Origin of the sequence: Solidesulfovibrio alcoholivorans DSM 5433, assembly GCF_000702665.1 — a bacterium.
In the GTDB taxonomy this organism is placed as follows: Bacteria; Desulfobacterota; Desulfovibrionia; order Desulfovibrionales; family Desulfovibrionaceae; genus Solidesulfovibrio; species Solidesulfovibrio alcoholivorans.
Map to the genome: position 1 here is coordinate 47207 of NZ_JNJA01000020.1, position 18105 is coordinate 65311.

General features: G+C 67.3%; 21 protein-coding genes. 3 read left to right on the top strand and 18 right to left on the bottom strand.

What is annotated here, in order from left to right; genetic code table 11:
* Positions 1–25: 25 nt before the first annotated feature.
* Entirely contained in the window at positions 26–1126 is a 1101-nt protein-coding gene (locus Q368_RS0120610) for an ATP-binding protein (protein ID WP_029460930.1), read from the bottom strand.
* 235 nt (positions 1127–1361) lie between these two features.
* Between Q368_RS0120610 and Q368_RS0120615 the strand changes: the two genes are divergently transcribed.
* Positions 1362–2279: a hypothetical protein gene (locus tag Q368_RS0120615; RefSeq protein WP_245611420.1), complete on the top strand. Its 918-nt coding sequence runs from the start codon at positions 1362–1364 to the stop codon at positions 2277–2279.
* Between the two features lie 225 nt (positions 2280–2504).
* A complete protein-coding gene (locus tag Q368_RS27310) occupies positions 2505–3419 on the top strand; it encodes a Tim44 domain-containing protein (RefSeq protein WP_029460932.1) in 915 nt (304 codons plus the stop codon).
* Between the two features lie 114 nt (positions 3420–3533).
* Here the strand turns inward: Q368_RS27310 and Q368_RS0120625 are convergent, their stop codons facing one another.
* From Q368_RS0120625 to Q368_RS0120675, 11 genes are all read right to left on the bottom strand, one after another.
* A complete protein-coding gene (locus Q368_RS0120625) occupies positions 3534–4922 on the bottom strand; it encodes an MBL fold metallo-hydrolase (RefSeq protein ID WP_029460933.1) in 1389 nt (462 codons plus the stop codon).
* A 78-nt stretch (positions 4923–5000) separates the two neighbouring features.
* Positions 5001–5828, bottom strand: coding sequence for an MBL fold metallo-hydrolase (locus Q368_RS0120630; RefSeq protein ID WP_029460934.1), 828 nt, complete (start codon positions 5826–5828; stop codon positions 5001–5003).
* 14 nt (positions 5829–5842) lie between these two features.
* Entirely contained in the window at positions 5843–6208 is a 366-nt protein-coding gene (locus Q368_RS0120635; RefSeq protein WP_029460935.1) for a DNA-binding transcriptional response regulator, read from the bottom strand.
* A 15-nt stretch (positions 6209–6223) separates the two neighbouring features.
* Positions 6224–6469, bottom strand: coding sequence for an FmdB family zinc ribbon protein (locus Q368_RS0120640; RefSeq protein ID WP_029460936.1), 246 nt, complete (start codon positions 6467–6469; stop codon positions 6224–6226).
* An 81-nt stretch (positions 6470–6550) separates the two neighbouring features.
* A complete protein-coding gene (locus tag Q368_RS0120645; RefSeq protein WP_029460937.1) occupies positions 6551–6931 on the bottom strand; it encodes a NifB/NifX family molybdenum-iron cluster-binding protein in 381 nt (126 codons plus the stop codon).
* Between the two features lie 13 nt (positions 6932–6944).
* Positions 6945–7832 (bottom strand): ATP-binding protein, encoded by an 888-nt coding sequence (locus Q368_RS0120650; protein ID WP_029460938.1) that lies wholly within the window; start codon positions 7830–7832, stop codon positions 6945–6947.
* Positions 7825–8748 carry a nucleotide-binding protein gene (locus Q368_RS0120655; protein WP_052360319.1) on the bottom strand — a complete coding sequence of 308 codons (924 nt, stop codon included), beginning with the start codon at positions 8746–8748 and terminating at the stop codon, positions 7825–7827. Before Q368_RS0120655 ends, Q368_RS0120650 begins: the two co-directional genes overlap by 8 nt.
* A gap of 52 nt (positions 8749–8800) precedes the next feature.
* A complete protein-coding gene (locus Q368_RS0120660; RefSeq protein ID WP_029460940.1) occupies positions 8801–9133 on the bottom strand; it encodes a NifB/NifX family molybdenum-iron cluster-binding protein in 333 nt (110 codons plus the stop codon).
* Positions 9134–9223: 90 nt separating this feature from the next.
* On the bottom strand, positions 9224–9685 hold the full coding sequence (locus tag Q368_RS0120665; protein ID WP_029460941.1) for an iron-sulfur cluster assembly scaffold protein: 462 nt from the start codon (positions 9683–9685) through the stop codon (positions 9224–9226).
* A 9-nt stretch (positions 9686–9694) separates the two neighbouring features.
* On the bottom strand, positions 9695–10549 hold the full coding sequence (locus Q368_RS0120670; RefSeq protein ID WP_029460942.1) for an Mrp/NBP35 family ATP-binding protein: 855 nt from the start codon (positions 10547–10549) through the stop codon (positions 9695–9697).
* On the bottom strand, positions 10546–10983 hold the full coding sequence (locus tag Q368_RS0120675) for a hypothetical protein (RefSeq protein ID WP_052360320.1): 438 nt from the start codon (positions 10981–10983) through the stop codon (positions 10546–10548). Before Q368_RS0120675 ends, Q368_RS0120670 begins: the two co-directional genes overlap by 4 nt.
* A gap of 329 nt (positions 10984–11312) precedes the next feature.
* Between Q368_RS0120675 and Q368_RS0120680 the strand changes: the two genes are divergently transcribed.
* Positions 11313–11693, top strand: coding sequence for a VanZ family protein (locus Q368_RS0120680; RefSeq protein ID WP_043786540.1), 381 nt, complete (start codon positions 11313–11315; stop codon positions 11691–11693).
* Between the two features lie 14 nt (positions 11694–11707).
* Here Q368_RS0120680 and Q368_RS0120685 read toward each other — a convergent pair whose 3' ends face one another.
* The 6 genes from Q368_RS0120685 to Q368_RS0120710 form a co-directional block, all read right to left on the bottom strand.
* Positions 11708–13837, bottom strand: a complete 2130-nt coding sequence (locus tag Q368_RS0120685) for an adenylate/guanylate cyclase domain-containing protein (protein ID WP_029460945.1) — start codon at positions 13835–13837, stop codon at positions 11708–11710.
* A 162-nt stretch (positions 13838–13999) separates the two neighbouring features.
* Positions 14000–14260, bottom strand: a complete 261-nt coding sequence (locus Q368_RS0120690) for a hypothetical protein (RefSeq protein WP_029460946.1) — start codon at positions 14258–14260, stop codon at positions 14000–14002.
* Between the two features lie 203 nt (positions 14261–14463).
* Positions 14464–14883, bottom strand: coding sequence for a universal stress protein (locus tag Q368_RS0120695; protein ID WP_029460947.1), 420 nt, complete (start codon positions 14881–14883; stop codon positions 14464–14466).
* Between the two features lie 5 nt (positions 14884–14888).
* Positions 14889–15965: a TOBE domain-containing protein gene (locus Q368_RS0120700; RefSeq protein ID WP_029460948.1), complete on the bottom strand. Its 1077-nt coding sequence runs from the start codon at positions 15963–15965 to the stop codon at positions 14889–14891.
* A gap of 114 nt (positions 15966–16079) precedes the next feature.
* The gene (locus Q368_RS0120705; protein WP_029460949.1) at positions 16080–16463 is read right to left on the bottom strand and encodes a RidA family protein; all 384 of its coding nucleotides are present in this window, start codon (positions 16461–16463) and stop codon (positions 16080–16082) included.
* Between the two features lie 158 nt (positions 16464–16621).
* Positions 16622–18094, bottom strand: a complete 1473-nt coding sequence (locus Q368_RS0120710; RefSeq protein ID WP_029460950.1) for an outer membrane homotrimeric porin — start codon at positions 18092–18094, stop codon at positions 16622–16624.
* Positions 18095–18105 lie beyond the last annotated feature (11 nt).

Here is an 18105-nt window from a genome sequence, read left to right on the forward strand (position 1 = left end):
CGCCATCCCGCCATGGGGGCGGGGGTCAGCCGCTTGTCGCGTCGGCGAGTTGCAGCACGGCCAGGCAGCCGCCGTCGGGGCCTGGCGCAAGGCTGAGGCTGCCGCCGAGTTCCTCGGCGTCGCGTTTGGCGATGGCGAGCCCCATGCCCACGCCCACCGCTTTGGTGGTGAAGAACGGATCGAAGACGAAGGGCCGGATGTCCTCGGCTATGCCCGGCCCCTGATCCGTCACCGTGAAGCGCAGGCTCCCGTCCGCTTCGCGGCAACAGGATACGGCGACCGCCGCCTGCGGGTTGCCGCACGCCGCCAATGCCTCCAGGGCGTTGGCCAGGATTTCCGCCAGCGCCTCCACCGCCAGCGCCGCGTCGATGCGGGCGAGCCCCACGGACGACTCCAGGACGAAGGGCGCGTCGCAGCCCGTGCGCGCCCGCGCCGATTCCATGGCGCGCATGGCCAGGTCGCGGGGATCGGCCATGACCGGGGCGGCTTCGCGTTTCCTGGCGTAGGACGACACGGCCCGCACCACGGCTTCCAGGCGTTTCGCGCCGTCGAGGATCATGGACAGGGCGTCGCAGTCGGGGTCGCCTTCGGGATGGCGGCGCAGCAGCCGCCCGGTGAAGCCGCCGATGACCATGAGCGGATTTCTGATCTGGTGGGCCACGGCCAGGGAGAAGCGGCCCAGGCTTTCGATGCGCTGCTGCTGGGCCGCGTGGATGCCGAGCAGCATGGCCTTTTCCCGTGCGTGCAGGGCGTAGATTTCCGTCATGTCGTCGATTTCGAACAGGATGCCGAAGATCTTCTCGTTTTCGAGCAGCAGCGAGGCGGACAGCCGCAGATGGCGGTCCGTGCCGTCCGGGTGGCGGTAGCGGAAGGCGATGGGCTCGGGTTTGCGGCCATGTTTGATGGGCGCGGCCAGGAAGCGGGCCAGGAGCCGGGGCTTGTCCGTGCGGGCGATGATGGACCGGGCCGTGGCCTGCTCGGCGAGGGCTGCGGCGGTTTCGCCGAGCAGGTCCGAGGCGGCCTGGTTGGAGGCGTAGACCAGCCCCTTGATGTTGGCGATGACCACGCCGGCCGAAAAGCTGGCCAGCAGGTCGTGAAAATAGGTGGAGTGGGCGAAGGTCAGCATCTCGGCCTCGTTGGTTGGGGGGACGGCGCGGGCAGTATGGAAGGCGCGGGTTACGGGGCGGTGACGGCCGGGCCGGCGGGTTGGTCACGATTTTGTAGGCCGGTAGGGACAGTTTTGTCGCGGGGGAGCGCCACCGGTTGTACAGCCGGTTGAAATCCTGAGGCTATTTGAATGGATCAATTTATGCTTGCAGCAAAGCATGGAAAACGTGACGACTCCTTATGGTCCATTGCCCGTGGCTGGGAAGCCGGACCTGTATCCGGACGGCGTCGTGAAGGCCATGTACGTGCGGGGGCCCGTGTCCCTGGAAACGTCCGTGGGCCGGCTCATGCCGCAGTACACCATCGACGATTCGCGGCGCATGCATCAGCCGCCTCTGACCTTCCATGCCAACGGCCGGGTGCGGTCGCTGCCGCTGGAAACGCGTACGGTGTTGGAAACGCCCCTCGGCCCGCTGCCTGCGGAACTCGTGACCTTTCACGACAGCGGCGGCGTGGCCCGGGTGTTTCCCCTTAACGGCAAGTTGTCCGGCTATTGGACCGAGGCCGACGAGGCCGGCCTGGCCGAGGTGCTGCGCCTGGAAACGCCGGTCGGCGTCGTGGCGGCCCGGTTCGTGGCCGTGGCCTTCGACACCGCAGGCGCACTGCGCAGCCTGACACTCTGGCCCGGCGAGGAAGTCACGGTGCGCACGCCCGTGGGCAACGCGCCCGTGCGGCTCGGGCTCAGTTTTCATTCGGGCGGGGCGCTGCGTTCCGTGGAGCCGGCGCGACCCCTGGAAACGCCCACGCCGGTCGGGCGCGTCTGGGCGTTCGATCCCGACGCCGTGGGCATCAGCGGCGACGATAATTCCCTGCTTTTTTCACCGGAGGGTGTCGTGGAGCGCGTGGCCACGGTGCGCACGAGCCTGGCGGCGCGGCTGGCCGACGGTACGCGCCTGGAACTCGCCCCGCAGGTGCGCGAGAGCATCTGCGGCGACGGCGACCGGGAGGTGACGCCGCTGGTGCTGGAATTTTCCGAAGCCGCCGTCACCGCCCGTCACGGCAGCCTCGGCCGGCCCCATGCCGTTGTGCCGGTCGCCGGCTCCGCCTTCGAAACCAAACCCTTCCTGTCCGCCTTCGCCGTGGCGCTCACACCTAAACAATGTTCCATGTAGGCCGGTTTCCCTTGACGCCTCCCCCTTGCATGCTGATATTGCTATTGAACCGAAGTCTGTTGCGTGCGGGATTCCCCCTGCGGGAATCTGCCGCGCATCCTGCGCCGGCCGGCTGATCGTCCGCCGGAGCCGCAAGCACGCCGCGCGACATTGTGGCGCAACAGGACGGGAGGTTTCCCCGGTCAGGCAGAAAAACGGCCGGGGCTGCACACAAGGAGGATTGTCGTGCGCAAGGCCACCGGGTTACTGATGGCTCTTTTCGTTCTGGTTTTCCTGTCCGTGGGCGACGTTTCCGCCAAGCGCCTGGGCGGCGGCGGTTCCATCGGGAACCGCAATTCCTTTTCCACCACCACGCGTCCGAGCACGGGCGCGCCGTCCGGCGCTTTCGGGACGCAACAGCAGGCCCCGCGGCAAAATCCCACGGCCGCGACCAACCCCGGCGGCGGCATGTTCTCCCGCCCCGGTTTCGGCGGCATGCTCGGCGGGCTGCTCGTGGGCGGCATGCTCGGTTCCATGCTCTTCGGCGGCGGGCACGGCTGGGGCGGCCCGAGCCTGCTCGATATCCTGCTGATCGGCGGCGGGCTCTTCCTGCTCATGCGGTTTTTGCGTTCCCGCCGCGCGGCCACGCAAAGCGGTCCGACCATGGCCCGTACCCACGAGGCCGAGCCGTTGCGGGAAGCCTCTCCCATGCGCGACGCCGCCGCCAGCGGCTGGAGCAATCTGGGGGCCGCGCCCGGGGAAGCGCCTGCCGGGCCGCAGGTGCCGCCTGGCTTCGACGCCGAGGATTTCCTGGCCGGGGCCAAGACGCTCTTCGCCCGGTTGCAGCGCTCCTGGAGCGCCAGGGATATAAAGGATATCGAGACGTTCGCCACGCCGGCCTTCATGGAGGACGTGCGCAAGCAGGCGGCCGAGGATCCGACTCCGACGGCGACGGACGTGCTGCTCGTCAACGCGCAAGTGCTGGAAGTCCGCCAGCAAGGCCCGGCCACCATCGCCTCGGCCTACTTCGACACGCTCCTGCGCGAAGACCCGAAAGCCTCCCAACCCGAACAGGTGCGCGAGGTCTGGCATTTCGTGCGCCGCGACGACGTGCCGGGAGACCGCTGGAAACTCGATGCCATCCAGCAGTTAGAGGGGTAATTAAGAAATGCCTCCGGCGGCCAGGAGGGGCCGAGGGCCCCTTCTGGACCACCCCGGCAGGGAAGAAAGGACGCGCCCGGCAGTGTTGCCGGGCGCGTTTTTATTGGGGTGAGGTCAGGACGTGACGGTGGGCAGGCCGGCGCGGGTCCAGGCGATCATGCCGCCGGCCACGGAGCGCACGTCGGCGCAGCCCGAGGCTGCCAGGGCGCTGCCGATGATGTTGGAGCGGTAGCCCGAGCCGCAGACGACGGCCACCGGGCCCGTGAGGCACACGTCCGGGCCGCGCTCCAGGATATCGGCAAAGGGCCGGTGCACGGCCTGGGGCGCATGGCCGTCCTCCCACTCCGCATCCGTGCGCACGTCGAGGAGCAGGGGCGGCGTCTTGCCGGCCAGGGCGGCAGCCAGGTCGTGGACGGACATCTGCGGCAGCGAGGCCACGGGCCGGCCGCTCAAGGTCCAGGCGGACATGCCGCCGGCAAGATGTCCCAGAATGTCGTCGTAGCCGATGCGGAAAAGCTCCAGGCGCATGGCCGAGGCCCGTTCCCGGTCGGCGGCGACGATGCAGATTTTCGCGCCCGGGGCCACGGACATCCCCACCCAGTTGGCGAGCTGCTTCTCGAAGCCGATATTGAGGCTGCCCGGAATGTGCGCGCCGCCGTAGGCCGCGGCGTCGCGGCTGTCGATGACGACGGTGTCCGGCACCTCCATGAGCGCGGCGAAACGCTCAGGAGAAAGTTCGCGCTCCAGGGGACAGCTGTCGCGCAGCGGCGCGCCCCGGCGGTTGGTCTCGATGATGTGCGAAAAGCTCTTGGGCCGCGCCGGCAGCCTGGAGAGGACGGCCTTTTTGAACGCGGCGAAATCGGCAAAGCGCAGCATGGCGTTGGCCCGGCGCTCGTAGCCGAGCGTCGAGACGCCCTTGGCGCTCATGCCCCGGCCGCACAGCGACCCCTGGCCGTGGGCGGGATAGACCTCGAGTTCCGGCGGCAGCTTGGCGAGCTTCACGTAGAGGCTGTCGTAGAGGTTTTGCACCTGCTCGTCGAGAATGGCCGCGCCGGCCAGGTCCGGCCGGCCGATGTCGCCGACGAAGAGCACGTCGCCGGTCAGGATCATGGCCGGGTCCGGCGAGCGCACGAGGTCGCTGACGAGCAGCGACACGGAATTGGGCGTGTGCCCCGGTGTGTACAGCACTTCCATCCGCGCCGCGCCGGCTTCGATGATTTGGCCTTCGAGCAGCGGCTCGTGGGGGTAGTCCACGCCCGCGCCGGGATGGATGTAGATGGGCGCGCCCGTGGCCGCGCGCAGTTCCTGGCCGCCGCTTACGTGATCGGCATGCAGGTGCGTTTCGATCACGCCTGTGATGCGCATGCCCTCGTCGCGGGCGATTTCCAGGTAACAGTCGATGTCGCGCCTGGGATCGACCACCACGCACACGCGCTTGGCCGGGCAGCCGAGGACGTAGGAAAAGCAGCCGAGCCCCGGGGTCTGGATCTGTTTGAAGTACATGACGCCTCCTTGGAATGGGCGGAAGTTTCGATGCTTCCCCTTTCTCGCGCCATGGGGCGTGCGGGTCAAGCGGGTGCGTCAGGGCCGGATGCGCAGGCCGCAGCCGCTCTCCACGGTCTCGCCACGGAATGCGCCGCGCAGGTATTCCACGCCCTCCCGGCCCGTGCAGTGGCCGGGGAAAAGCCGCCGGACGCCGTGCGTCTCGAGGGCCTTTGCCGCCTGCTCGAGGGCTCGTGGCTCCGCGCCGCCGAGGTGCAGGCCGCCGGCCACGGCTTCGATGCGGGACAGCCCCAGGCGCTCCCGGGCATGGGCCAGGGTGTTGGCGAGCCCGGCGTGGCAGCAGCCGAGCAGCACGAACGGGCCGTCGCGGCCGTCGAGGACGAGGAAGGCGTCGTCTGGCACGTCGTCCGGCACGTGGCCGGCGGTATCGCGAAAGAGGTTGTTCGTGGCCGTGAAATTCCCGGGCCGGCGGGGAATGCCCGTGACCATGACCACGCCCGGGGCCAGGACGGCGATGTCCGTGACCGGAGTGAAATTCGGGAGGTTTCCGGCAAGGCGGCCGTCGCCCATGCCGATGGAGCGGAAGGTCGTGCCGCCGCGCCGGCTGTAGCGGCGCAGCCACACGTCCGGATGCCCAAGGACCGTGCCGGCGTACCCGGCCGCGAGCAGGGCGGCCAGGCCGCCGGCATGGTCATGGTGTCCGTGGCTTAAAGCCACGCGGCGGGCCCCCACCGGGTCCATGCCGAGAATGCGGGCGTTTTGCAGAAAGACGTCGGTCTGGCCGGTGTCCCAGAGGATACAGCCGTCCGCGCCGCAGTCGATCCAGGCCGACCAGCCGTGCTCGAAAACCAGGTTGTCGGCATCGGACCGGTTGTCCGCGAGCACGTGGATGGCGGCGGCTCCCATGGGTGGTTTCCCTTTCAGCCCAGGCCCAGGTCCGCCAGAGCCGTGAGCAGGGCGTCGGCTTCAATTTGGCCCGGCGCGGGCGGCAGGCGCATGAGGATGCCCAGGCCCTCGCCGGCTTCGTGGAAGTCCTCGTCGGAAAGGGTCGAGACCACGGCCGTGTTGACCATGGCGTTTTGGCGCATGATGCGCGCCACCAGGGCGAAGGGATCGGCGTCGGGCAGGCCGGCGTCCACGACGCACAGCTGCGGCGCGGCGTCGGCCACGGCCTTGGCGGCATCCTCGGCCGTGGCGACCACGTGGACGGCGTGGCCGGCGTCGGAAAAGGCGTCGAGAAAGGCTGTCAGGGCGTTTGCGTCCGGGCTGGCGATGAGAATGCGCATGCGTTGTCCTTCTTGTTACGCCTTGCCGCAGCAGGAGCCGGGGCCGGCGCAGCCGGCGTGGCCGGGATGGGAGCCGCAGCAGCCGTGGTCGGCGGGGCCGGGCAGGCCGGAGGCCGCCTTGCCCGTCAGCGAGCTCGTGGGCGAAAGCCGTTTCACGGCCGGCGCGCCGCACTGCGGGCAGGCGGGCGCGTCCTCGGCACGGGTGCGGATGACTTCCCCGGCATACCCGCAGGCCGGGCACTCGATGTCGTAGATCGGCATATTCTTTCCTTTCCCCATCGGGGTGGTCCAGGAGGGGCCCTCGGCCCCTCCTGGACGCCGGAAGCATTCTCTCTTCTTAAACTACCCCAGGCCGCCGCCGCAGGTATGCTCCTGGGAGAACTGCGGCAGGTTGCCGGACAGGAAGGCGGCCACGGCGTCGCCCACGCTCGCGGCTTCGCCGCCGTGGTAGACGGTGATGCCGACCTGGGCGAAGCCCATGAGCGGGCGCATGCCCATGCCGCCGGCAATCAGGGCGTTGACGCCGTTTTGCGACAGGTGGTTGACCGGGGCCATGCAGCCGCCCTGGACGTGGGGGACGTTGGGCAGGGTCGAGACCTCGGTGATCTTGCCGTCGGCCACGTCGACCAGGGTGTAGCAGTCGCAGTGTCCGAAGTGCGCGCCCACGGCGCTTTCCATGCCGCCGGGCTGGGTCGAGGGGATGGCGATGCGACAGGTTTCCATGTGTGTCTTCCTTTTATTTGGCCTTGGCGCAAGCGTTGGCCAGGGCGTTTGCGGCCTCCCAGAGCCGGGCGATGTCGCCCTCCAGGGGGCCGCCGTATTCGGGCAGGGTTTTTCTGGCCTTCATGGCCAGGGTCACGTCCGGGGAGTAGGGCAGGCGGCCGAGGACCGTGCGGCCTTTTGCCGCGCAAGCGGCTTCGATGCGTGCGGCCTCCTCGGGATTGATGTCCGCCTTGTTGATGATCACGCCCATGGGCAGGCGGAAGTGGTCGCACAGCTCGGCCACGCGCAACAGGTCGTGGGTCCCTGACGGGGTCGGCTCGGTGACGAGCACGGCCAGGGTCGCGCCGGAGAGCGAACTGATGACCGGGCAGGCGATGCCCGGTGCGCCGTCGCACAGGATGAGCTCGTGCCCTTGCCTTTCGGCCAGTTCCTTGGCGTTGCGCTTGAGGAGCGCCACCAGCCGGCCGGAATTCTCGCCGCCCGGATCGAGGCGGGCGTGGATGAGGGGGCCGAAGCGGGTGTCGGAGCGGGCGAAATAGCCGCAGACGCGCGGAGGGAACGCGATGGTCCGGCGCGGGCACAGGGCGACGCAGGCCTTGCAGCCTTCGCAGCGTCTGGGGTCGATGGCGGCCTTGCCCCGGGCGGTGAGCGTCACGGCTTCGAAGCGGCAGACGTCGCGGCAGATGCCGCAGCCGTCGCAGTCGCTTTCCTCGACCTGGGCGATGTTGCCGGAGACAAATTCCTCGGCCGCGGTGTTTTGCGGGTCGAGCAGGATGTGCAGATCCGGGGCGTCCACATCGAGGTCGCAGACGACCTTGTTTTCGGCCAGGGCGGCGAAGGCCGCGGTGACCGAGGTCTTGCCGGCCCCACCCTTGCCGCTTAAGACGACGATCTCACGCATGGCGGGCCTCCCGGCACAACGCGGCGAGCTTTTTGGCGACGTCGCGGCACAGTTCGCGGTAGCGCGGGGAGACGTCCGGCAGGAGTCCGCCCCGGGCGTAGGTTTCCACGATGGCCCGGTCGTCGGGGATGGCGGCCAGGATCGGCAGGTCTTCCCGGGCGCAGATCTCCGCCAGTTGCGCGTCGGGTTCGCCGGCCTTGTTGATGACCACGGCGAGCGGCTTGCCGAGCGGCGCGAACGCTTCCACGGCCAGGGCGAAGTCGTGGACGCCGAAGGGCGTGGGTTCGACCACGAGCAGGATGGCGTCGGCCGTGGCCACGGCGTTGACGGCCGGACAGCTGACCCCGGGCGGGGAATCGAGGAGCACGTCGGGGCGCTTTTCTTCGGGCAGGGCGGCCAGACGCGCGTCCACGCGCGCGGTCACGGCCCGGATGAGCACCGGGCTCATGGCCTCGCCCACGCGCAGCCGGCCGCAGGCGAAGCCGATGTCGCCGGCGACGCCTTCCTCGATGCGCCCGACCTCGCGCGTGCCGGGGCGCATGGCCGCAACCGGGCACAAGGCCAGGCATGCGCCGCAGCCGTGGCACATCTCGTCAAAGACCAGGGGCGTGTCGCCGAGGATGGTCACGGCCCCGAACTGGCAGATTTCGCGGCATGCCCCGCAGCGCGTGCACAGGTCGGCGTCGATGATCGGAATCTCCAGGTTGGCCACGTGGGTGTCGGTGATCAGCGGACGCAGGAAGAGGTGGAGGTTGGGCTCCTCCACGTCGAGGTCCACGGCCAGGACCGGCCGGGAAAGGGCTTCGGCCCAGACTGTGGCCAGGGCGGCGGACACGGTGGTCTTGCCGGTGCCGCCCTTGCCGCTGGCGATGGCGACGCGCAGGGGCCTTGCGGCCTGTCCATGGGGTGCGTTCATACGGATGCTTCCGGCCTCACGGGTGAGAGGGTTGTTGCCGGGCGGCCCGTGTTCAGGCGCTCTTGCCGGCGCGGTAGCGTTCCACGGCCTGACCCACGGTGAGGCCTTCCATGCCTTCGACCGAAGCCACGTTCACGGATTTGAGCGCGGCGGCGGCCTTGGGGCCGATGACCCCGGAAAGAACCACCGTGGCGCCGGCTTCGGCGATGCGGCGGGCGGTTTCGATGCCCGCGCCGTGGGCCATGGCCTGGGAGCCGCCGTTGTCGAGGTAGCGCACGCCGCCTGCCGCATCGACCAGGACGAACCCGGCCGCCCGCCCGAAGCGCGGGTCCACGGCGTCGTCCAGCGTCGGTCCTTCGCTGCTCACCGCAATCACTTCACTCATATCGTCCTCCACTCCTGTTTTCCCTTCGAAGGGGTCCGGGGGGCATGATGCCCCCCGGCCGCCGGAGGCATCTTCTCTTCTCGTTCCTCTCTACTCGTTCCCCAACATGCCGCCCGCTATCATCCAGCGGTGCACGGCTTCGCGCACGGCGGCGGCGGCCAGGTAGGCGCAGTGGCGGTCGTCGTCGGGAAACTGCCCGACCGTGCCGACGATGGCCTCCTCGTCGATGTCCACGGCGTCGTCGAGGCTTTTGCCCTTGGCCAGGGCCGCGGCCGTGGCCGCGGCGATCTGGCTGGAGGCGCAGCCGTCGGTGTCGAAGTCCGTCTCCACGATGGTCTCGCCGTCGATCAGCAGGGCGATGGCGATGGTGTCGCCGCAGGAGCCCTTGACCGAACCCACGGCGGTGGGCTCGGCCAGGCGCTTGCGAGAGGGCGCGTCACGCCAGATGGCGAAGCCTTTTTCGCCGAAACGGGCGACGAGATCGGCTTCCTGTTCCTGCTCGAAGACCTCGAGGATCATGTCCAGGGGGTCCTGGTTTTTTCCGACGTCCATGGCTGTGCCCTATCCGTTGAGGGGCTGCGCGGCCGGCGGATTGTCCAGGGCCTTCATGACCTCGGCGATGACCTGCTTGAAGGCCACGGCCGAGGGGCTCTTGCCGGCCACGGCCAGGAACACGTCGCCGTCGTCGCCGGAGCGGGCCACTTCCGGGTCGATGGGGATGCGGCCGAGGAACGGCACGCCGGCTTCCTGGGCCAGGCGTTCGCCGCCGCCGCTGCTGAAGATCTCGTGGACCGCGCCGCAGGACGGACAGGCGAAGCCGCTCAGGTTTTCCACGATGCCGATGATGGGCGTGGAAAGCTGGCGGCAGAAGGTGATGGAGCGGCGCACGTCGTCCAAGGCCACGTCCTGGGGCGAGGTGACGATGACAGCCATGGCCTTTTCATTGAAAATCTGGAGCACGGACAGGGGCTCGTCGCCGGTGCCCGGAGGGCAGTCCACGACGAGGACGTCACGCTCGCCCCAGCCGACCTGCTCGGCCAGCTGCTGGATGACGCCGGCCTTGGCCGGGCCGCGCCAGATGACGGCGTCGTCCTTGCCGGGCAGCAGGAAGCCGATGGACATGACGCCGAGGTTCCAGTGCCAGTCCACGGGCACGAGGCGATCCTCGGCCATGTCGGGCCGGCTGCCGGTGAGCTTGAGCAGGCGCGGGATGCTCGGGCCGTGGACGTCCACGTCGAGCAGGCCCGTGCGTTTGCCCTCCATGGCGAGCCCGGCGGCAAGGTTGGCGGAAACCGTGGATTTGCCCACGCCGCCCTTGCCGGACAGGACGACCACCACGGCCTTGACCTTGTCGAAGCCGGTCGGGGGTTTCTTCTTGATCTCGTCGTTTAAGTCGCGAAGTCCTTGTTCGTTCATGATGCGTCGTTCTCCGGTGGTATGGCGTGAAACCCGCCGCAGCACCGGTGGGCGCTTGCTGGGCGCGCGCCGGGCGAAAGCAGGGTCTCCAGTCGATTGTGCAGGAGGGCGGCGAGCACGGCGGGCACGTCGCCGGCGATCCAGGGGGCCACGGCCACACCGTGGCGGGCGAAGGGGGCCAGGCAGCAGCAGGTGGCCCCGCCGCATACGAGCAGCGCCACGTCCAGGCGCGACAGCAGCATGGCCAGCGCCGGCAGCCCCCCCTCGGGCATGGGCCAGGCGGCCTCTTCCACGAGGGCGTTGCCGGCCAGCCGGTACAGGCGCAACAGCGTCGCCGTCTCCAGCAACGTGGCCAGGCGCTGGCCATGGCAGGCCAGGCAGACGCGCGGCTTGGCGGGGCGGTGCGGTGTTGCGGGAGGGGCGCTCGGCGACATGGTGAACCTCTGGACTCTCTAGGCAGGATTCGTGCCGAATTTAAAATGTATGGAACTACGGGATGTTGGTTTGAAATGCTCCGGATGGAGCGTGCTGCTTGGGCTAAAAATAGGCCTTTTGGCCCAGTCTCGGGCGAATTTCAAGCCAGGCTTATGGCGTATTTCGGGCCAAAAGGCGGGCATCACGCCGTGAGAGGAATTTTGTCCTGACAATTGGGCAAGGCAGGACGAATTTTTCGCCCGCTGGTCATTTGCACGGGCTGCGTATAAAGTTCGCACGCCCATGACGGCGCGTTTCGGGCGCGACCGTCGCGGCGCGGGGGGAGCGCATGACCGAGAAGTCGTTTTTTCGCCGGGTCATCCTGGCTCTGTGGATCGTTTCCGTCGTGGCGACCTGCTGGGTGTCGCTCATGCCGCGCCTGGAACTGCCCGTCAATTTCTGGAACGCCGACAAGCTCTACCACGGCCTCGCCTACGCCTGGCTCGGCGCGCTGCCGCTTTGGGCGTTTGCTACAGGCGACCGCGCCCGGGCGGCGGCGTACCTGATGATTCCCCTGGGGGGGCTCCTCGAGTGGGGCCAGTCCTTCGTGCCCGGGCGCACGGCGAGCATGGGCGACGCCGTGGCCAACGCCCTGGGCGTCTTCATCGGCATCTGGATCGCCGAACGCTGCCTGTCCTGCTGCCGCAGCTGCCGGGATTTCGAGGAGTAGCCCGGCGGTCTTCCTTATTTTTCCGTGGCGCAGAAAACGCCGCTCCAGTCCTCGGGCGGCGCGCTAGCCAGGTTGGCGCGACAGCGGTCGGCCATGAGCGCAGCGGCCGGGTCTTTCTCTCCGCTCGCGGCGCAGGCTTCGGCAAAGGCCGTTTCCGCTTCCTCCCATCGGCGCGCCAGGTAGGCGTCGAGCCCTTCCTCGTAGCGGGCGATCGCGGCCAGTCGCGCGGCGTCCACTTGCCCCGCGCGGCCGACCAGTTCGCGTACGACCACGCCTTTCGCCTTGCCCTTGACCGCCACGCAATCGAGACGCCGCGCGACGAAGCGGTCTCCCGTCCTTTGGTAACAGGATTCGCTGACGAGGATGTGCGTGCCGTAGACCTTGTTGAGCCCCTCCAGGCGGCTGGCCAGGTTCACGGCGTCGCCGATGATGGTGTAATTCATGCGGTCGGGCGAGCCGATGTTGCCGACGATGACCTCGCCGCTGTGCAGGCCGATGCGCGTTTCGAAGACGGGTTGCCCCGCGACGGTGAAGCGCGCGCGCAGGGCCTCGAGGCGTTCCCGGCAGTCCAGGGCGGCCTCGCAGGCCTGGATCGCGTGGTCTTCGCGGGGAAGCGGCGCGCCCCAGAAGGCCATGACGCTGTCGCCGATATATTTGTCCACGGTGCCGTGGCGCTCGAGGATGACATGGCTGACGGCTTCGAAATACGCGCCGAGGTTTGTCACCAGCGCCTCGGGCGCAAGGGCTTCGGCCAGCCTTGTGAACCCGGCGATATCGGAAAAAAAGGCCGTCACTTCGCGGCGTTCGCCTTCGAGCATGGCCTCCTTGCGCAGGGCGTGCAACTGAAGCACGAGATCGGCGGGGACGTATTTCTTGAAGGAGCGCAGGGAACTGCGCATGCCGGCTACGGCCGCGGCGATGTCGTGGACCTCGAGGAGCCGCGAAGTGACCACGGCGTCGGAGGACAGGTCCAGGCGGCCGACCTTGTCCACTTCGCCGGCCAGGACGGTAAGGGAGCGGGACATGGCCTTGGCCAGCGTCAGTCCGAGCAGCAGCGCGATGCCGGTAAGCCCGGCGATGCCGGCGAAGATGACGCGGCTGCGCCTGTTGACGCCGGCCAGGATGTCGCTTTCCGGGATGGCGATGCCCACGGCGAACTGGGTGTCGCTGCGGTATGGGAAGCGCAGCATGCGGCAGATGATGGTCGCGCCGTCCGCGCCCGCGAACTCGAAGCGGCCAGCGTTTTCCCTGGTGGCGCTGCGAAGCAGAAACAGTTCCACGGCCTTGCGGAGCGTGACGTCCGGCAGCGCATCCAGGGGGTACAGGGCGTAGGGGTTTTCCGTGTCTGCGGGATTGTGGCGCACGAGTTGGTTGATGTCTTCCTCTCCGTGCATGGGCACGGCGATGACTTGGTGTTTGTCGTTGAGGATGAACGCCTTGCCGTGTTGGAGGATCTGCAGCGTGCCCAGGAATTGGGAGAGGGTGACGACGTTGATGTCGATGGAGGTGACGGCCAGCAACTCATGCTTCGCGTTGTAGATGGGCGCAACGCAGGAATAGACGAACTGCTTGCGCAACCCCGAGACATAAATGTCCGTCCAGGCCGCCCCTCCCTTGGCGATGGCCGCCTTCCACCAGGGGCGGGTCCGGGCGTCGTAGCCTTTAGCCAGATCCTTGACTGTGTTCTTGAACGCCGGATCGTCGTTGTAGGCTGGATTCGCGTGCTGCCAGGTCATGCGCACGCCATGTGCGTCGCGCACGTAACAGCGCATGGACACGGAGTCGTCGGGCATGCGTTCGGCCTTGTACTTGTCGCCGTTCGGCAGGCCGATGTCCACGGAAGTGAAGCCTTCGTTGTCGCGGATGAACGCCGCGGCGGTGCGCATCAGGGCCTGACCGTCGCGGGTGTCGAGGATGCCGCTGCCGATAAGGAAATCGAGTTCGGCATTGGCTCGTTCCGCGGAATCGAACAATGTGCTGGTTTTGCCGATGATTCCCTTGGCCACCTCGTCGATCATGTTGTCGGTGAGTTCCATCAGGGAGCGCCGGCTGCCGCCGTAGGAAACCAGAAAGACCGTTAGTGCGGTGAAGACGGTGAGGCTGGCAATGACTGTGGCCAGGGTGAAACGCAGGGTGATTTTCATGAACGCTGCTTTGTTCTTAACGTTGCGGCGACGAAAAATGGAATCGTGATTTTCACGATTACATGAAAGATATGAAGTTGTATAGCCATGGATTCCGTCCTGCGGCGGCGCTCGCGTCGCCGCAGGACGGCCGGTTTCCCGGCTCGGCGCGCATGTGCGCGCCTACTGCGCCGGCGCGATCCAGTAATAGCCGTAGGCGGGGCGTTCGGGGGGCAGGGGGGCGGGCTCGGCCCGCACAGCAGGGGCGGGCCATTGTTCGACGATGAGCCGGGGCTCGGCCGGTTCCACGGCGTAGGCCCGGGTTTCCTCACGCACGACCCAGCGTTGGCCATTGGCGTCCGTAAAGGTGTAGTCCGCCCGGCACAACGCCACCTGACCGATGATCATGGTCAGCACGACGACGGCATAGAGCAGGATACGCATGGCGACTCTCCTTTGCACCGCAAGGGCGCGCGAAAGGGAGAGCAAGGGCCATGCCGTGCGTAAACGCGGGCCTTTTAAAATAATAGAAATGAATTCAAGGTATTGTGCGCGTGTTGCGCAAACGGTCCGGCTTGGCCGGCTCCGGCAAGCGGGAAAATCTCCGAAATAACGTCAATGTCGTCCGCCGCCGGCAGGCGGCCCGGTCAGCGCACCACGACCACGGTGCAGGGCGCGATCTGGACCAGCCGGGTGGAGACGCTGCCGAGCAGCAGTTGTTCCACATCGTCCTTGCCCCGGCTGCCGATGTAGATGACATCGGCTTTTTCCTGGCGGGCGATGCGGGCCACGGTCTCGGCCGGGCGGCCGGGCTCGGCCAGGGTGCGGATGGCCACCCCGCGCTCCTCGGCGAACGCCTCGGCCTCGGCCAGGATTCTTTTGGGTTCGCGCAGGATGTGGGCGAAGGCCTTTTCGCAGTCCTTGGCGCTGCAATCGAAAAAGGACAGGGCCTCCACGGCCGTGACGGCGAGGATCTCCGTCTCGCCGCAACGGGAGGCCTCGATGGCCAGTTCCAGGGCGCGCAGGGACATGGGGGAGCCGTCGAGGCAAACGATGCATTTCTTCATGCGCGTCACTCCACGTGGAGCACCACGGCGAAGGCGTTGAACATGGCCCAGACCTGCCGCCCTTCGGAAAGTTCCAGTTCACGGGCGCTCTGGGTGGTGATGAGCGCGCAAAGGCGCGTGCCGTCGGAAAGAACCACGATGACTTCAGAGGTCAGTTCGCCGATGCGGGTGAGTTCGACGGTGCCGAGGAAGCGGTTGGTGGTGGTGGCCTTGGGCAGCTCGTCGCAGGTCTCGAGCACCACCCAGGGGGCCTTGATCTCGGCCGTGACGAAACTGCCCTCGGTCACGCCGAGGTTCTTGAGGCTTTCGTTGGTGATGACCGAAGACACGGCATGGCCGCCGAGACTTTCCACCACGACCTGTGTCTGGATATCGCCCTTGCGCACCTGGGCGACGCGGCCGAAAAAGGCGTTTCGGGCGCTGGTGCGGCGCGTTTCGCGCGCGAGCACCTGCCGTTCGACCTTGCGCCGCTGATCCTCGGGCAGATGCAGGAAGGCTGCGGTGAGGTCCGCCGTGGAATGGCCGAGGATACGCTGGACCACGGGCAGGGGGACGTCGTCGCGCAACAGTTCCACGGCGCGGGAGCGGCGGATGGTGCTCGGATTGACGAGCTCCTTGGAAAAGCCGCACTCGTCGGCGCGCTCGTAGAATTTGCGGCGCACGTGTCCCTGGTCGAGTTTGAACAGGATGCCGCGCAGGGAGGCGTAGGCCGGATTGCTGAACACCAAGGCCAGGGCTTCGCCCAGCTCGGCCGGAATCTGCACCTCGCGGCCTTCGCCCTCGCCGTGGCTGTAGGTGACGGCCAGGGTGTCGAGGTTGATGTCGCGGCGGTCGTCGAGCCCGAGCACCTCGCCCAGGCGCGCCCCGGTGTGGCGCAGCATGAGGTAGATCAGGCGCACCCGGTTGCGCGAAACGGCTACGTCCGGCCGGCCGGCCCGTTCCGTCCAGGCCTGGAAGGCTTCGGAAAGGCGCGTGAGTTCCAGGGTGTCCAGGAATTTCACATCATCGGGGACGCAGAAAATCCGGGCTGCCCGGAACCGCCCGCCGCCGGCCGACGGGCTCGATTGTTTCGCATCGGACATGAGGCACTCCCGTGGGCTTCTTTGCGTGGGGCAAGTTTCCCGGCCGGCCGGGGAAAGTCAAGAGCTACGGGACATAATCACGCGAATTGCTTTGCGTGACCGCTTGTGCGCGGGTCAGGGGCGTTTGGCGACAACTTCCAGTTCCACCAGCACGTCCCGGGGCAGGCGCGCCACTTCGACGCAGGACCGCGCGGGATAGGGCTCGCGAAAAAATTCGGCGTAGACCGCGTTGATGGTGGCAAATGCGTTCATATCCTTGATGAAGAGGGTGGACTTGACCACATCGTCGAGGGAGAGTCCGGCGGCTTCGAGGATGGCGGCCACGTTTTTGATGCTTTGGCGGGCTTGTTCGGCCACATCGTCGGAAACGATGGCGCCGGTGGCCGGATCGATGGGGGTCTGGCCGGAGACGAACAGCAGTTCACCGGCCCATACGCCCAGGGAATAGGGCCCGATGGCCTTGGGCAGGGTCGGGGATGCGACGACGGATTTAGCCATGTGTGCCTCCTTGGGCGTCCGGTTCGGACGCCGGCGACGTGAATAAGGCGCCGAGAATGCCTTCGGGACCAGGCAACGTCAACCATTGCGGGACGGAGCGCATAAAAAAGGGGGGGCCGAAGCCCCCCCCTTGTGCGTCGTGGTCGATCAGGCAGCCTTTAGAACTTGTAGGTCAGGCCGAAAGCGACCTTCCAGGAATTGTCGCCGTTGGCGTTGGCCTGGTGGACCAGGCGATGGCCCCAGACGCTCTCCTGGAAATCGCCGTGCGCCCAGCCGGTCTCGAGGACGGCGGCCAGGTTTTCGTAGATCATGTACTTCGTGTCGAAGTTCACGCCCATGACGTACTCGTTGTAGGTCAGGTCGTGACCCATGCTGAAGTAGCCATTGGCGTAGTAGAGCTGGGAGTCACGGATGGCGCGGGCCGAGTTGTTGCCGCGCACGTACACGAAGGTCAGGCGGTTGGTCAGCTTCTCGATGAACGAGATGTTGTTCAACGAGGCGCCGATGCCGTAGTTGCCGACCGGATCGGTGTACATGTTGGAACCCTTGCCCAGATCCTGGCTGCTGTCAAACAGGAAGCTGTTGCCCGGACCCCACTGGGAACGCATGTAGGGCATGCGCTCGGAGCCGTTGCGGGTGGACTTGTCTTCGCCGGTGGACCAGAAGGCGAACACCTGCGGGGTGACGACGTCCAGGCCCGTGTACTCGGCGCCGAAGTCGATCATCCAGCCCTGGCGCTTGGCGGCCTTGTGGTCGTTCATGGCGCCGGCGCCGTAGATCACGTCGGCATAGAACTTGACCGGATCAAGAGCGGTCACTTCGAACGCACCGCCAGCCCAGTAATAGGCGTTCTGGTCGTTCTTCCAGTAGCCGAGGGAGCCCGGAGTGGTCATGCCCTTGGCGCTGGCGGCGGAGACCAGGGTGTTGGCGTAGTTGTTGCCCCACTCGGCGACGTCGGTGGTGTCCTTGTAGGTGTAGTCGGCGCTGCGGCCGGCCACGGAGACCATGGCCCACGGCGTGGCCTTGAAGCCCTCGAGAGTGACGGGCAGGGCCAGGAAGTAGGCGTCGAGATCGTCGGCCTTCTGGGTGGTGGTGGTGTCGTAGGTCCGGTTGGTGTCGATCAGACGACCGAAACCGGCCAGGACGCCGAGGGTCTTGTCGATCAGCGGGGCCTGGATGGTCAGGGCAGCCATCTTATCGCTAAAGACCGGGCTGTTGTAGAACAGGCCGCTCTGGGGCAGATTGACGTCCTGCAGACCGGCGGTCACTTCGACGCCGTCGCAACCGGGAACCTTGAACTGCAGATAGGCCAGATCGACCTGCACGGCAGTGTCAGGGTTGGCGGCGGTGAAGGTGCCGTGGCCCCAGGTATCTTCCACCTTGATGCCCAGACGGAACTTCACGGCTTCGTTGGCGACGAAGTCGGAACGCAGGCGGAACCGTTCCCAGATCTCGAAGGTGTCTTCGGTCTTGGTGCCGGTCTTGTTCCACCCGGTGTAGTTGCGGTTTTCGAAGAAGTTGCCATAGACACGCGCATCACCGGTCATCTTGACCTCGGTGGCGGCATGGGCGGCGCCGATGGCACCGAAAACCATGCTGGCCGCCAGGGCCAGGGAACCCAAACGCTTCATAATTCCTTCCT

Bases quoted from the DNA above. Each gene is read 5' to 3' on its own strand.
- Q368_RS0120680 (WP_043786540.1), top strand. From the start codon at position 11,313: ATGACCGAGAAGTCGTTTTTTCGCCGGGTCATCCTGGCTCTGTGGATC.
- Q368_RS0120675 (WP_052360320.1), bottom strand. From the start codon at position 10,983: ATGTCGCCGAGCGCCCCTCCCGCAACACCGCACCGCCCCGCCAAGCCG.
- Q368_RS0120700 (WP_029460948.1), bottom strand. From the start codon at position 15,965: ATGTCCGATGCGAAACAATCGAGCCCGTCGGCCGGCGGCGGGCGGTTC.
- Q368_RS0120705 (WP_029460949.1), bottom strand. From the start codon at position 16,463: ATGGCTAAATCCGTCGTCGCATCCCCGACCCTGCCCAAGGCCATCGGG.
- Q368_RS0120635 (WP_029460935.1), bottom strand. From the start codon at position 6,208: ATGCGCATTCTCATCGCCAGCCCGGACGCAAACGCCCTGACAGCCTTT.
- Q368_RS0120610 (WP_029460930.1), bottom strand. From the start codon at position 1,126: ATGCTGACCTTCGCCCACTCCACCTATTTTCACGACCTGCTGGCCAGC.
- Q368_RS0120660 (WP_029460940.1), bottom strand. From the start codon at position 9,133: ATGAGTGAAGTGATTGCGGTGAGCAGCGAAGGACCGACGCTGGACGAC.
- Q368_RS0120690 (WP_029460946.1), bottom strand. From the start codon at position 14,260: ATGCGTATCCTGCTCTATGCCGTCGTCGTGCTGACCATGATCATCGGT.
- Q368_RS0120665 (WP_029460941.1), bottom strand. From the start codon at position 9,685: ATGGACGTCGGAAAAAACCAGGACCCCCTGGACATGATCCTCGAGGTC.
- Q368_RS0120625 (WP_029460933.1), bottom strand. From the start codon at position 4,922: ATGTACTTCAAACAGATCCAGACCCCGGGGCTCGGCTGCTTTTCCTAC.
- Q368_RS0120710 (WP_029460950.1), bottom strand. From the start codon at position 18,094: ATGAAGCGTTTGGGTTCCCTGGCCCTGGCGGCCAGCATGGTTTTCGGT.
- Q368_RS0120695 (WP_029460947.1), bottom strand. From the start codon at position 14,883: ATGAAGAAATGCATCGTTTGCCTCGACGGCTCCCCCATGTCCCTGCGC.
- Q368_RS0120655 (WP_052360319.1), bottom strand. From the start codon at position 8,748: ATGAACGCACCCCATGGACAGGCCGCAAGGCCCCTGCGCGTCGCCATC.
- Q368_RS0120645 (WP_029460937.1), bottom strand. From the start codon at position 6,931: ATGGAAACCTGTCGCATCGCCATCCCCTCGACCCAGCCCGGCGGCATG.
- Q368_RS0120685 (WP_029460945.1), bottom strand. From the start codon at position 13,837: ATGAAAATCACCCTGCGTTTCACCCTGGCCACAGTCATTGCCAGCCTC.
- Q368_RS0120650 (WP_029460938.1), bottom strand. From the start codon at position 7,832: ATGCGTGAGATCGTCGTCTTAAGCGGCAAGGGTGGGGCCGGCAAGACC.
- Q368_RS0120640 (WP_029460936.1), bottom strand. From the start codon at position 6,469: ATGCCGATCTACGACATCGAGTGCCCGGCCTGCGGGTATGCCGGGGAA.
- Q368_RS0120630 (WP_029460934.1), bottom strand. From the start codon at position 5,828: ATGGGAGCCGCCGCCATCCACGTGCTCGCGGACAACCGGTCCGATGCC.
- Q368_RS0120670 (WP_029460942.1), bottom strand. From the start codon at position 10,549: ATGAACGAACAAGGACTTCGCGACTTAAACGACGAGATCAAGAAGAAA.